Annotated in this window: 11 protein-coding genes; 1 reads left to right on the top strand and 10 read right to left on the bottom strand. The window is 63.9% G+C overall.

Annotated features, from left to right (window positions below; all coding sequences use genetic code 11):
* Positions 1 to 3: 3 nt before the first annotated feature.
* The 6 genes from hfq to SM130_RS02930 all read right to left on the bottom strand — a co-directional run bounded on the left by hfq (position 4) and on the right by SM130_RS02930 (position 6,657).
* Positions 4 to 258: an RNA chaperone Hfq gene (gene hfq / locus SM130_RS02955; RefSeq protein ID WP_003283098.1), complete on the bottom strand. Its 255-nt coding sequence runs from the start codon at positions 256 to 258 to the stop codon at positions 4 to 6.
* Between the two features lie 93 nt (positions 259 to 351).
* Positions 352 to 1,323: a tRNA (adenosine(37)-N6)-dimethylallyltransferase MiaA gene (gene miaA / locus SM130_RS02950; RefSeq protein ID WP_102824340.1), complete on the bottom strand. Its 972-nt coding sequence runs from the start codon at positions 1,321 to 1,323 to the stop codon at positions 352 to 354.
* Between the two features lie 78 nt (positions 1,324 to 1,401).
* Entirely contained in the window at positions 1,402 to 3,279 is a 1,878-nt protein-coding gene (gene mutL / locus SM130_RS02945) for a DNA mismatch repair endonuclease MutL (RefSeq protein WP_102824339.1), read from the bottom strand.
* On the bottom strand, positions 3,276 to 4,691 hold the full coding sequence (locus tag SM130_RS02940; protein ID WP_102824632.1) for an N-acetylmuramoyl-L-alanine amidase: 1,416 nt from the start codon (positions 4,689 to 4,691) through the stop codon (positions 3,276 to 3,278). Before SM130_RS02940 ends, mutL begins: the two co-directional genes overlap by 4 nt.
* Before the next feature lie 17 nt (positions 4,692 to 4,708).
* Positions 4,709 to 5,179 (bottom strand): tRNA (adenosine(37)-N6)-threonylcarbamoyltransferase complex ATPase subunit type 1 TsaE, encoded by a 471-nt coding sequence (gene tsaE / locus SM130_RS02935; protein WP_102824338.1) that lies wholly within the window; start codon positions 5,177 to 5,179, stop codon positions 4,709 to 4,711.
* A complete protein-coding gene (locus tag SM130_RS02930; protein ID WP_102824337.1) occupies positions 5,167 to 6,657 on the bottom strand; it encodes an NAD(P)H-hydrate dehydratase in 1,491 nt (496 codons plus the stop codon). The genes tsaE and SM130_RS02930 overlap by 13 nt, the downstream gene beginning before the upstream one ends.
* A gap of 74 nt (positions 6,658 to 6,731) precedes the next feature.
* Between SM130_RS02930 and queG the strand changes: the two genes are divergently transcribed.
* On the top strand, positions 6,732 to 7,796 hold the full coding sequence (gene queG / locus SM130_RS02925) for a tRNA epoxyqueuosine(34) reductase QueG (protein WP_102824336.1): 1,065 nt from the start codon (positions 6,732 to 6,734) through the stop codon (positions 7,794 to 7,796).
* A 30-nt stretch (positions 7,797 to 7,826) separates the two neighbouring features.
* Here the strand turns inward: queG and ftsH are convergent, their stop codons facing one another.
* From ftsH to mpl, 4 genes are all read right to left on the bottom strand, one after another.
* Positions 7,827 to 9,674: an ATP-dependent zinc metalloprotease FtsH gene (gene ftsH, locus SM130_RS02920; protein ID WP_102824335.1), complete on the bottom strand. Its 1,848-nt coding sequence runs from the start codon at positions 9,672 to 9,674 to the stop codon at positions 7,827 to 7,829.
* 89 nt (positions 9,675 to 9,763) lie between these two features.
* Positions 9,764 to 10,054 carry a YceK/YidQ family lipoprotein gene (locus tag SM130_RS02915; RefSeq protein ID WP_102824334.1) on the bottom strand — a complete coding sequence of 97 codons (291 nt, stop codon included), beginning with the start codon at positions 10,052 to 10,054 and terminating at the stop codon, positions 9,764 to 9,766.
* A 1-nt stretch (position 10,055) separates the two neighbouring features.
* A complete protein-coding gene (gene ubiX, locus SM130_RS02910) occupies positions 10,056 to 10,685 on the bottom strand; it encodes a flavin prenyltransferase UbiX (protein WP_102824333.1) in 630 nt (209 codons plus the stop codon).
* Between the two features lie 250 nt (positions 10,686 to 10,935).
* Positions 10,936 to 12,285, bottom strand: a complete 1,350-nt coding sequence (gene mpl / locus SM130_RS02905) for a UDP-N-acetylmuramate:L-alanyl-gamma-D-glutamyl-meso-diaminopimelate ligase (RefSeq protein WP_102824332.1) — start codon at positions 12,283 to 12,285, stop codon at positions 10,936 to 10,938.
* Positions 12,286 to 12,451 lie beyond the last annotated feature (166 nt).

The following is a 12,451-nucleotide window of genomic DNA, read 5'->3' as shown; positions in this document are numbered from 1 at the left end:
ACCTCAATCGTTGCCCGACTCGGATTGCTCGGCATCGCCAGCGGTCGGCAGGCGCACAGGGCGGCCCGGCACAACAGTGGAAATCGCGTGCTTATAAACCATCTGGCTGACGGTATTCTTCAGAAGAATGACGAATTGGTCGAAGGATTCGATCTGGCCCTGCAGCTTGATGCCGTTAACCAGATAGATGGAAACCGGGACGCGTTCCTTACGCAGTGTGTTGAGGTAAGGGTCTTGTAGCGAATGCCCTTTTGACATGTGCCGCACTCCTTAGAGGATCTGTTTTCATTAGTGTTCTAAAAGTAAAACCGACGATCCACGTGTTTGAGAATAGACGGTCAATTCGCAGTGTCAGCTCAATATGGAGAGCGATTGCAGGTATTTCAATGCGCGCGGCAGATTGTCGCGGGACAAACTGTCCAGCCAGTGTACCTCCCCCCAACTCCGCAACCAGGTGAATTGCCGCTTGGCCAGTTGCCGAGTTGCAATAATGCCGCGCTCCACCATTTCCTCTCGGGTCGATGATCCGTCCAGATATTCCCAGACCTGACGATAACCGACCGCACGTATCGACGGCATTCCGAGATGCAGATCACCGCGGCGCCTCAGGGCTTCGACCTCTTCGACGAGACCCTGTTCAACCATGTGCCGAAAACGGCTCTCAATACGCTCATGCAGAATATGGCGTTGCGCAGGGGCGATGGACAGTTGCGCGAGAGTATAAGGCAAGACACCCGAGCCCGGCGCGTCTGCGGCGCCTTTTTGCGACCTTTGTCGGGCGCGGTGCTCGCTCATGGTCAAGCCACTGACGCGATAGACCTCCAGCGCGCGCACCAGCCGTTGCGGGTCGTTGGGATGAATGCGCGCAGCCGACTCCGGATCGACCTGCGCCAGTTGATCGTGTAGCGCCTGCAACCCTTCGGTCGCGGCCATGGTTTCCAACTCGGCGCGCAGCAAGGGATCGGCCGCGGGCATGTCAGCGAGGCCTTCCTGCAATGCCTTGAAATACAACATGGTCCCACCAACCAGCAGGGGGATGCGCCCAGCGGCAGTGATTTCGGCCATGGCTGCCAGCGCATCCGCACTGAACTCGGCCGCCGAGTAACTCTCAGCCGGATCGCGAATATCCACCAAGCGATGCGGAAACTCCGCCAGCACTTCGGATGAGGGTTTCGCCGTGCCGATGTCCATGCCGCGATAGACCAATGCCGAGTCGACGCTGATCAGCTCACAGGGCAGCACGCGAGCCAACTCCAGCGCCAGATCGGTCTTGCCCGAAGCAGTCGGGCCCATAAGGAAGATGGCAGGAGGCATGGAAGGCATCGGCAGGCTCGCGGGCACGGCGGCATAGTGTCCGGTGGCGGGCGGCCGGCTGCAAGCGTGGCTCGCCGAGGACGTTACTTACCGCCCACGCATGAACAGCTTGTCCAGCTCGTCCATGCCAAGCTGGGTCCAGGTCGGCCGGCCGTGATTGCATTGTCCGCTGCGCTCGGTGTGTTCCATATCGCGCAGCAAGGCGTTCATTTCCGGTAGCGTCAAGCGTCGGTTGGCGCGCACCGCACCATGGCAAGCCATAGTTGCCAGCAGCTCGTTGAGATGCGCCTGGATACGATCGCTGGTGCCGTACTCGAGCAGGTCAGCCAGCACGTCGCGCACCAGCTGGGTTGCTTCAGCCTGTTTGAGCAGCGATGGAATCTGCCGAATCGCCAATGTCTCCGGCCCTAGTCGCTGCAACTCGAAGCCCAGCTTCTGGAACCATTGCCCGTGCTCTTCGGCACAATCGGCTTCACGCTGGCTGACCGCGATGGATTCGGGCACCAGCAGCGGCTGGCCGCGCAGCCCTTCGCTGGCCATGGCCGTCTTCAGCCGTTCGTAAGTGATGCGTTCGTGAGCGGCGTGCATGTCAACCAGCACCATGCCCTGGGCATTCTCGGCGAGGATGTAGACGCCCTTGAGCTGCGCCAGCGCATACCCCAGCGGCGGAACGTCATCCTGACTCGCCGGCAGTGCTGCGGGACCACTTTCGGGCAACGGCGTGAAGAACTCGCGATAAGCGCCCTGAGCTTCGGCGGTATAGCCTGCAGATGCTGGGCGTGGCGCCTGATAACCGGCCCCTGCGCCGCGCCAGGACGACGTATCGCCCTGGGGCCGCTCAAGCACGCTGGCCGCCAGACTCATTTCGTTCTGCCCGGCGAACTCGCCAGCGGCAAGCCCGGAAGCCTGGGTCATTGGAGAGACGCTGGCCGGCGCCGCGAGCTGATCCTCCGGACGCACGTCGCCCAGCGCACGATGCAGCGTCCCGTAAAGGAAGTCGTGCACCATTCGGCTGTCGCGGAAACGCACCTCGTGCTTGGTGGGGTGCACATTGACATCCACCACCGCCGGATCAACATCGAGGAACAGCACGAAGGTCGGATGCCGCCCATTGAACAGCACGTCGCGATAGGCCTGGCGCACGGCGTGGGCGACCAGCTTGTCGCGGACCATGCGACCGTTGACGTAGAAATACTGCAGGTCGGCCTGGCTGCGCGAGAAGGTCGGCAACCCAACCCAACCCCACAACCGCAACCCGTTACGCTCGATCTCGATGGGCAGCGCCTGTTCGAGGAACGCCGGCCCGCAAACCGCAGCCACTCGCCGTCCACGCGACGCGTTATCGCCCGCCTGGTGCAGCGCCAATATCGCTTTGCCGTTATGCCGCAGATGGAAGGCAACGTCGAAACGCGCCAGTGCCAGGCGCTTGATCACCTCCTGCAGGTGGTCGAACTCGGTCTTCTCGGTGCGCAGGAACTTGCGCCGCGCCGGTGTGTTGAAAAACAGGTCACGCACTTCGACGGAGGTGCCGACCGGGTGCGCCGCCGGCTGCACCCGCGCCTCCATTTCCCGCCCTTCGGTTTCCACCTGCCAGGCCTCACTGGCATCGGCGGTACGCGAGGTCATGGTCAGGCGCGAGACGGAGCTGATCGACGCCAGCGCCTCACCTCGAAAACCCAGGCTCATGACCCGCTCAAGATCTTCCAGATCGCGAATCTTGCTGGTGGCGTGGCGCGCCAGGGCCAGCGGCAAGTCATCCGGGGCAATACCGCAACCGTCGTCACGTACCCGCAGCAGCTTGGCGCCGCCTTGCTCAATGTCGACCTCAATGCGAGTCGCGCCCGAGTCCAGGCTGTTCTCCAGCAGCTCCTTGATCACCGAGGCCGGACGTTCGACCACCTCACCGGCGGCGATCTGGTTCGCCAGCCGCGGACTGAGCAGCTGGATGCGCGGCGTATCGGTCATGGCTGAGAAGCCAGTGTGGTAGCGGGGATATTCAGCGTTTGGCCGACCTTGATCACGTCATTACTCAGGCTGTTGGAACTGCGCAAAGCCGCCAGGCTGACCTGATAGCGCTGAGCGAGCAATGCCAGGCTCTCGCCCGAACGCACCACATGCTCGCGCGGCGCACTGGCGATCTTGCCGGAGTCCCGCAGCCAGGCGACGTAGGTGCCAGGCGGTGGGTTTTCATGGAAGAACTGCCGCACGCCACTGTGAATCGAGCGCGCCAGCGATTGCTGGTGGCTAGCCGTCTGTAGTTTCTTGGCTTCCGAAGGATTCGAGATAAACCCGGTTTCCACCAGAATCGATGGTATGTCCGGCGACTTCAGCACCATGAAGCCGGCCTGCTCGACACGGCGTTTGTGCAACGGGGTGATACGCCCCATGTTGCTCAACACCTTCTGCCCGACGTTGAGACTGGAAGACAAGGAAGCGGTCATCGACAGGTCCAGCAACACGCCTGCGAGCATCTGATCCTTGTCGCCGAGACTGACGTTGCCAGCACCGCCGATCAGATCGGAACGGTTTTCACTGTCGGCCAGCCAGCGCGCGGTTTCCGATGTGGCGCCGCGGTCCGACAAAGCGAACACCGAGGCACCGTAAGCCGCCGAGCGCGGGGCGGCATCGGCATGGATCGAGACGAACAGATCGGCGCCTTTCTTGCGCGCGATCTCGGTGCGCTTGCGCAGCGGAATGAAGTAATCGCCGGTGCGCACCAGTTCGGCACGAAAGCCTTTGTCGGCGTTGATCTGGCGCTGCAGTTCCTTGGATATCTGCAGCACCACATGCTTCTCGTAGACCTTGCCAGGCCCGATCGCACCCGGATCTTCGCCACCATGACCAGCGTCGATGGCGATCACGATGTCACGCTTGCTGCCGCCCGTAGCAGGCAGCTTGACCGCTGGCAGGGTTGGCGAAACAGGGGCGGCAGGCGTGGCCGGGGTAGCGGTGGCTGGTGGCTGTGTCGCGGCGCGGGCAGCCGTTGCCTGGTCGAACAGATCGACCACCAGGCGGTGCCCGTATTGCTGATTGGGCGCCAGGCTGAAGCTCTTCGGCGAGACTGGCGCGTGCAGGTCGACCACTACACGCAGGGTGTTGGCGTCATGCTGACCGGCACGCAGCGAAGCTACCGGCGTGTTCTGTAGCCCGAGTTTGTCGAGCTGAGCCTTGAGCGTGGCGCCTGTGACATCGATGACCAGCCGATCAGGCGAAGTGAGCGTGAAGATCTTGTGCTCGACCGGACCGGACAGATCGAACACCAGGCGGGTGTTGTCCGGCGCGCGCCACAGTCGCACGCTCTGCACATCGCTGGCAGCCAACAGGTCCGCTGCCATCAGCAACAGCACCAGTCCGCCTATAAGGGTGCGAATGCGCATACCCAAACCCATGTTATTCATAGCTCTCCGTCGGTCAGGGCGACACACCAGGCTTCGCCCCGCGCAGTGTGGGGCGACAGGCGCAGCGTACGGCCGGCCTCATGCGGTGCAATGGTAATGTCCATGTCGGCCTTTGGCAAAATGCCCGCCCCGCGCTCCGGCCATTCGATCAGGCACAGCGCATTGCCTTCGAAATAGTCGCGAATGCCGAGAAATTCCAGCTCTTCCGGGTCGACCAGGCGATAAAGGTCGAAATGGAAGACCTGCACGTCGCCTAACTCGTAAGGCTCGACCAGGGTGAAGGTCGGGCTCTTGACCTTGCCCTCATGGCCAAAGCCGCGGATCAGGCCGCGCGACAGCGTCGTCTTGCCGGCACCTAGATCACCGTGCAGATAGATGACGCCACGACCGTCGGTCACCTGAGCGATTCGTGCGCCCACGGCCAGCATGGCGTCCTCGTCAGCGGCGTACAGGTTCACTTCAGGCATGGCGACTGCTCCTCAAGCAACTGTCGGATCACGGGAATCAGATCACTGGCGGCCAGCCCCCGGCCCTGCTCACCTAGGCGCTCACCTGAGGCGGCGTGCAACCAGGCACCCAGGCAGGCCGCGTCGAATGGCGTCAAGTCCTGTGCCAGCAAGGCGCCGATCACGCCGGCCAACACATCGCCGAGGCCGGCGCCGGCCATGGCCGGATGGCCGCGATCACAGAGCGCGAGCCGGCCATTCGCTGCGGCAATCAGCGTACCGGCGCCCTTCAACAGCGCCACGCAGGCATAACGCCGGGCCAATGCGCGTGCCGCGGCCGGGCGATCGGCCTGGACCTCGCCCACCGAGCATTGCAGCAGGCGCGCGGCCTCGCCCGGATGCGGTGTAATCACGCTCCCTGCCGGCAATTCGACGGCACCAGCCGCCAGCAGGTTCAGCGCATCGGCATCCCACACCTGCGGCAAATCACGCTGCGCCGTGAGTGATAACAGGCTACGACCCCACGGCGTTTGCCCGAGCCCAGGGCCGACCACCAAAACATCGGCACGCTCGACGAGCGCCGTCAGACCGTAGGTTGACTCGACGCCGCTGCACATGATTTCCGGCCGCCGTACCAGCGAGGCCGTTACGTGTTCCGGCCGGGTCGCCAGCGTCACCATGCCGGCGCCGCAGCGCAACGCCGCCTCGGCACTGAGCAGTGCGGCGCCGCCAGTACCCAGATCGCCGCCAATCACCAACACCTGACCAAAACTGCCCTTGTGCGCGACCGGCGAGCGTGGCGCGACCTGCGCCAACATGGGCCGATCGAGGCGGACAGCTGCGCTTTCGACCTGACTGACGATCTGCGGATCGGCCTGCAGGTCATCGAACACCAGCGTGCCGACGCGATCGGGACCATCACCAGTGAACAGACCGAGCTTGAGGCCTATAAAGGTGACGCTAAGGTCGGCACGCACCGCATGACCCAGCACATGCCCGGTGTCAGCGCAGAGCCCGGAAGGCAGATCGATCGCCAGCACCGGTAACCCACTGGCATTGATCGCCTCGATCGCAGCGACATAGGGTTCGCGCACGTCGCCGGAAATGCCGGTGCCCAGCAGCGCATCCACCAGCACACCCTGGAGCGGCGCGTCGGCATGCCAGGGCCCGATGGCCACGCCACATGCCTGCGCCTCGGCGAGGGCCAGCGCGGCGTCACCCTGCAGCGCTTGCGGGTCACCTGCCGCCAGCACCGCGACCTGCCAGCCGGCACGCTGCGCCAGCGCCGCCAGCAGATAGCCGTCGCCGGCGTTATTACCGCGCCCGGCCAGCACAGTGACCACCCCGGTTTCGGGCCAGCGCCGGCGCAGCGCACGCCAGGCGGCATGGGCGGCACGCTGCATAAGTTCGAAACCAGGAGTGCCAGCGGCGATCAGTCGCGCATCGAGTTCGCGCACCTGTGCGGCGGTGTACAGAGCGACGGGCAGAGAATCGGTCATCGGAGCAGGGATCATCGCGGCGGAATGTCTGGCAGAATTATACGCACCCGCCCGCCAAGCCGCCCTACTCTCCGATGTCCAGCCAAACTCTAGATCCAGCCGCCCTTGCCGCCTCTATCAAAGAGTGGGGGCGTGAGCTCGGTTTTCAGCAGGTCGGCATCACCGATGTCGACCTCGGTGAGCATGAAGCGCACCTGGAGGCCTGGCTGGCGGCCGGCTATCAGGGCGAAATGGACTATATGGCCGCCCACGGCACCAAGCGCTCACGACCGGACGAACTGGTGCCCGGCACGCTGCGCGTCATCTCCCTGCGCATGGACTACCTGCCCGGCGACACACGCATGACCCAGCAGCTGGCCAGCCCGGAAAAGGCTTACGTGTCGCGTTATGCGCTGGGCCGCGACTATCACAAGCTGATCCGCAAACGCATCCAGCAGCTCGCCGAGCGCATTCAGCAGGAGGTCGGCCCGTTCGGCTTTCGCGCCTTCGTCGACAGCGCACCGGTGCTGGAAAAGGCCGCCGGGCAGCAGGCCGGCCTCGGCTGGATCGGCAAGAACACCCTGCTGCTCAACCGCAAGGCCGGTAGTTGGTTCTTTCTCGGCGAGCTGTTCGTCGATATCGCCCTGCCGGTCGATGAGTCGATGACTCGTGATCACTGCGGCAGCTGCCATGCCTGCCTGGACGCCTGCCCCACTGATGCCTTCGTCGGCGAACGACTGCTGGATGCGCGGCGCTGCATTTCCTATCTCACCATCGAGCTGAAAGGACCGATTCCGGTCGAGCTGCGCGACAAGATTGGCAACCGCGTATTCGGCTGCGACGATTGCCAGATCGTCTGCCCGTGGAACCGCTTCGCCCGCCCCACCGAGCAAAGCGACTTCCAGCCACGCCACAGCCTGGACAACGCCGAGCTGGCGACACTGTTCCGCTGGACAGAGGAGGAGTTTCTCAGCCGCACCGAGGGCTCGCCGCTGCGCCGCGCCGGCTACCAGCGCTGGCTGCGTAATCTGGCGGTCGGCCTGGGCAATGCGCCCTCGAGCATTCCGGTGCTGCAAGCGCTCGAAGCGCGCCGCGACGATCCGTCAGAGCTGGTGCGTGAGCATGTCGAATGGGCGTTGACGCAGCACGCTCGGCGCTAGCCCGGCTGATCGCCGGGCCGTCAGACAGCATCAGATCCGAGCAGTCACCTGAGCCGGATCGCTGACTGGCGCAGCATTGAGTTCGCGCAGCGCTTCGGCATCCAGCGTCTCCTGCTGGAGCAACCGCCGGGCGCAGCGCTCGAGTAGTTCACGCCGTGCTTCGAGCAGCTCCAGGCTGCGCTGAAACGCCGACTGGACCAGCTCCTGTATTTCCTCATCGATGGCGGTTGCGGTGCTCTCGGCATAGTCGTGCTGCGGCTTGAGCCCCAACATTGCCTCATTGCCAAGAAACGCATTCGGCTCACGCTCCAGCGCCAGGTGGCCGAGGCGTTTGGACATGCCGTAGCGGGTGACCATGGCGCGGGCAATATCGGTGACTTTGGCCAGGTCGTCCGCCGCGCCGGTGGACAAATGGGCGAACACCAGCCACTCGGCGGCGCGCCCGCCGAGCAGAACGGCCATCTTGTTTTCCAGCTCCTCGCGGGTCATCAGGAAACGATCCTCGATCGGCCGCTGGATGGTGTAGCCCAGCGCGCCCATGCCACGCGGAATGATCGACACCTTGTGCACCGGGTCGACCCCCGGCAGCGCCATGGCCACCAGTGCATGGCCCATTTCGTGATACGCGACGATCTCGCGTTCACGCGGGTTGAGCAGGCGATTGCGCTTCTCCAGCCCGGCGATGATGCGCTCGATCGCTGCGGTGAAATCCTCCATGGCCACCGCCTCGGCATTGCGCCGGGTCGCCAGCAGCGTTGCCTCGTTGACCAGGTTGGCCAGATCGGCCCCGGTGAATCCCGGTGTCAGCGCGGCGATGGCTTGCGGATCAACATCGGTGCCCAGTCGCGACTTTTTCAGGTGCACGTTGAGAATCTGCACCCGTCCGATCTTGTCCGGGCGATCGACCAGCACCTGACGGTCGAAACGGCCCGCACGCAGCAACGCCGGGTCGAGAATTTCCGGGCGGTTGGTGGCAGCCAACAAGACCAGTCCGCTGGAGGTATCGAAACCGTCCATTTCCACCAGCAGCTGGTTGAGCGTCTGCTCTTTCTCGTCATGCCCACCCGACATCGGCCCGGCACCGCGGGCACGGCCCAAGGCATCCAGCTCGTCGATGAAAATGATCGCCGGCGCCTGGGTACGGGCCTGCTCGAACAGGTCACGCACCCGCGCCGCACCAACGCCGACGAACATCTCGACGAATTCGGAGCCGGAAATGGAGAAGAACGGCACCTTCGCCTCACCGGCCACGGCCCGCGCCAGCAAGGTCTTGCCGGTGCCGGGCGGACCGACCAGCAGCACGCCTTTGGGCATGCGTCCGCCGAGGCGGCCGTAGGTCTGCGGATCACGGAGGAATTCGATGATTTCCTTGAGCTCGTCCTTGGCCTCGTCGACCCCTGCCACATCGGCGAAGCTCACCTTCATGTCGGTTTCGACGTAGACCCGCGCCTTGCTCTTGCCGATCTGCATCATGCCGCCGCCACCCAGACCGCTGCCGATGCGCTTGAGCAGGAACAGCCAGATGCCGAAGAACAGCATCGCCGGCACGATCCACGACACCAAGTCGCGCACCAAGGTGCTTTCCACCTTGCCGGCGTAGCGCACTGGATACTGCTGCAGATGCTCGGCCAACTGTGGCTCGACGCGATTGCTGATGAAACGGCGCTGACCGCTGGCCAGCGGCTCCTTGAGCGTGCCCTCGATGCGGCGCTCGGTGATCGCCAGCTCTTCGACGCGGCCTTCCTTGAGGTGCTGTTCGAACTCACTGTAGGGAATGGTTGCCACCTCCTGCTGGATCGACAGCAGGTACTGGATACCGAGGAATACCAGGATGGCGATCATCCAGTAATTCATGTGGAACTGAGCCCGGTCTTTCACACCTTCTCTCCTTGTGCCGCAAGACTTGGAAATTATGCCTGCTGCGCGAGGGGCCAGCCGGAACCTAGATCAGTAATGCTGCACGCAGCTCAAAGCCCGCCGCGAACGCCGAGGCCGACACCCAGCTCCGCCGCCACAGCGAAGGGCAGCAGCAGCGTATCCACCAAGGCACTGGCGGGAAGATCCAGCGCTGGATATCTCGGTGGCAAGGTACCGAAGCGGTCAACTGGGCAGCAGCCGCCATTGAGGCTGTACCAATCCAGGCGTGTGCCGGAATAGATGATCGGCGCGCCGGGCTTGGCCGCATCCAGCGTGCGCACCGTGGCGCAACCGCCCAGCTGGCTCAGGACAAGCAGTAGAAGCGCGCCGCGGCCGATCATTTCAATCGTCGCTGACGATATGGTGCTCACCCCAACGCGGCAGCATGTCCTGCGGGATGTTGAGCAGGTTGAGGATACGCGCGACGACGAAGTCGACCAGGTCATCGATGGTCTGCGGCTGGTGATAGAAACCGGGCGACGCCGGCAGGATGGTCACGCCGAGGTTGGATAGCTTGAGCATGTTCTCAAGGTGGATGCTCGAATAAGGCGCCTCACGCGGCACCAGGATCAGCTGCCGGCGCTCCTTGAGCGCGACGTCGGCGGCGCGCTCGATCAGGTTGTTGCAGGCGCCGGCGGCGATCGCCGACAGGGTGCCGGTCGAGCACGGCACCACCACCATGGCGGTCGGCGCGCCGGAACCCGACGCGGCCGGCGCCATCCAGTCCTCCTTGGCGAATACGCGGATCTGCCCCGCAGCGGCGCCGGTGTATTCGGAGAGAAAAGCCTGCATGGCCTGGGGCTTGGCCGGCAGCACCACATCGGTCTCCGTGGCCATGACCAGCTGCGCCGCCTTGGAGATCAGAAAGTGCACCTCGCGGTCTTCCTGGATCAGGCAGTCGAGCAGGCGCAGACCGTACTGCGCGCCGGATGCGCCGGTCATGGCCAGGGTGATGCGTTCCGGTCCGCTCATGAATTTGCTCCCAAAGCTGCTGCGCTTGTATGCCGCGTTGAAACCTTATTCGAAATGCTCACTTGCACCAGCAAGCTCCGCTTTCTCGCAAGGTTTCGCCTTGCCTAAGCTTCGCTTGCGACGCGCTGGAAACAAATTCGCCGTATCCAATCTCGCAGGGTGGAAAACCGCGAAGCGTTTTCCACCGTTACATGGCGTTGGCGCTTCGGCCGTAACCTTACACGTGGAAAAGCCTTCGGCGTTTTCCACCCTACGCCAGTGCGGCGGCCAGCTTGCCGTGCAGCCCGCCGAAACCGCCATTGCTCATGACCACCACCTGAGTGCCTGGGGCGGCGTCGGCTTTCACCTTGGCGATGATCGCTTCCAGCGAATCACAGACGGTGGTTGGAACCGGCGAGCCGGCCACGGTGGCAGCCAAGTCCCAGCCTAGATTAGCCGGCGCGTACCAGATGGCCTGATCCGCCAGCGCTACCGAGTCGGCCAAGCCTTCGCGGTGCGCACCGAGTTTCATGGAGTTGGAGCGCGGCTCGACCACGGCAATGATCGGCGTATCGCCCACCTGCTTGCGCAGCCCGTCAAGGGTGGTGGCGATGGCGGTCGGGTGATGGGCGAAGTCGTCGTAGATGGTCACGCCGCTGACTTCGGCGACCTTCTCCATGCGTCGCTTGACGCTCAGAAACTCGCTCAGCGCCTCGGCGCCCTGCTTCGGCAGCACGCCCACATGCCGCGCCGCCGCCAGTGTCGCCAGCGCGTTGTTAACGTTGTGCTGGCCTGTCAGCGCCCAATCCACCACGCCCTGAACGGCACCTTCGAAAATCACTTCGAAGCGCGAACCATCAGCACTTAGCAGGTTTGCCTGCCATTGCCCGCCTTCGCCGGTGGTCTGCACCGGCGTCCAGCAGCCCATGCCGATCACACGCTTGAGCGCCTGTTCGGACTCGGGATGGATGACCAATCCTTCACTGGGCACGGTGCGCACCAGATGGTGAAACTGCCGCTCGATGGCGGCGAGGTCCGGGAAGATGTCCGCGTGGTCGAATTCGAGGTTGTTGAGGATCGCCGTGCGCGGGCGGTAGTGGACGAACTTGCTGCGCTTGTCGAAGAAGGCGCTGTCGTACTCATCCGCCTCGACCACGAAGAACGGCGTATCCCCCAGCCGTGCGGAAATGCCGAAGTTCTGCGGCACCCCGCCGATGAGAAAACCCGGACTCATTCCGGCATGCTCGAGCACCCAGGCCAGCATGCTGCTGGTGGTGGTTTTGCCGTGAGTGCCGGCAGCAGCCAGCACCCAACGGCCCTGCAGCACGTGATCGGCCAGCCACTGCGGGCCGGACACGTATGGCAAACCCTTGTTCAGCACATATTCCACCGCCGGGTTGCCGCGCGACAGCGCGTTGCCAATCACCACTAGATCCGGCGCCGGCTCGAGCTGGCTCGGCTCGTAGCCCTGCGTCAGTTCAATGCCCTGGGCTTCGAGCTGGGTGCTCATCGGCGGGTATACGTTGGCATCGGAACCGGTAACACGATGGCCGAGCGCCTTGGCCAGCACCGCGAGCGAACCCATGAAGGTGCCGCAGATACCGAGAATATGGATATGCATGGAAGCCCTCAAAACCGGTGAGACCCACTGAAAACTGCGGCGCAGATTAGCACAGCAGGCCCTGCCAGCCGACCAGCCGCCGTTAGTCAGACGCAGGGCCGGAACTCGACCGACGGGTCACTTCCTTGAGCCAGATCATTTCACGCTCCGGTTCAGATGCGATGCT

This window comes from Stutzerimonas stutzeri, from assembly GCF_038561965.1.
In the GTDB taxonomy this organism is placed as follows: Bacteria; Pseudomonadota; Gammaproteobacteria; order Pseudomonadales; family Pseudomonadaceae; genus Stutzerimonas; species Stutzerimonas stutzeri_AA.
Note: the sequence above shows the minus strand (reverse complement) of the source record. Positions and strands in the feature narration are given on the sequence as shown.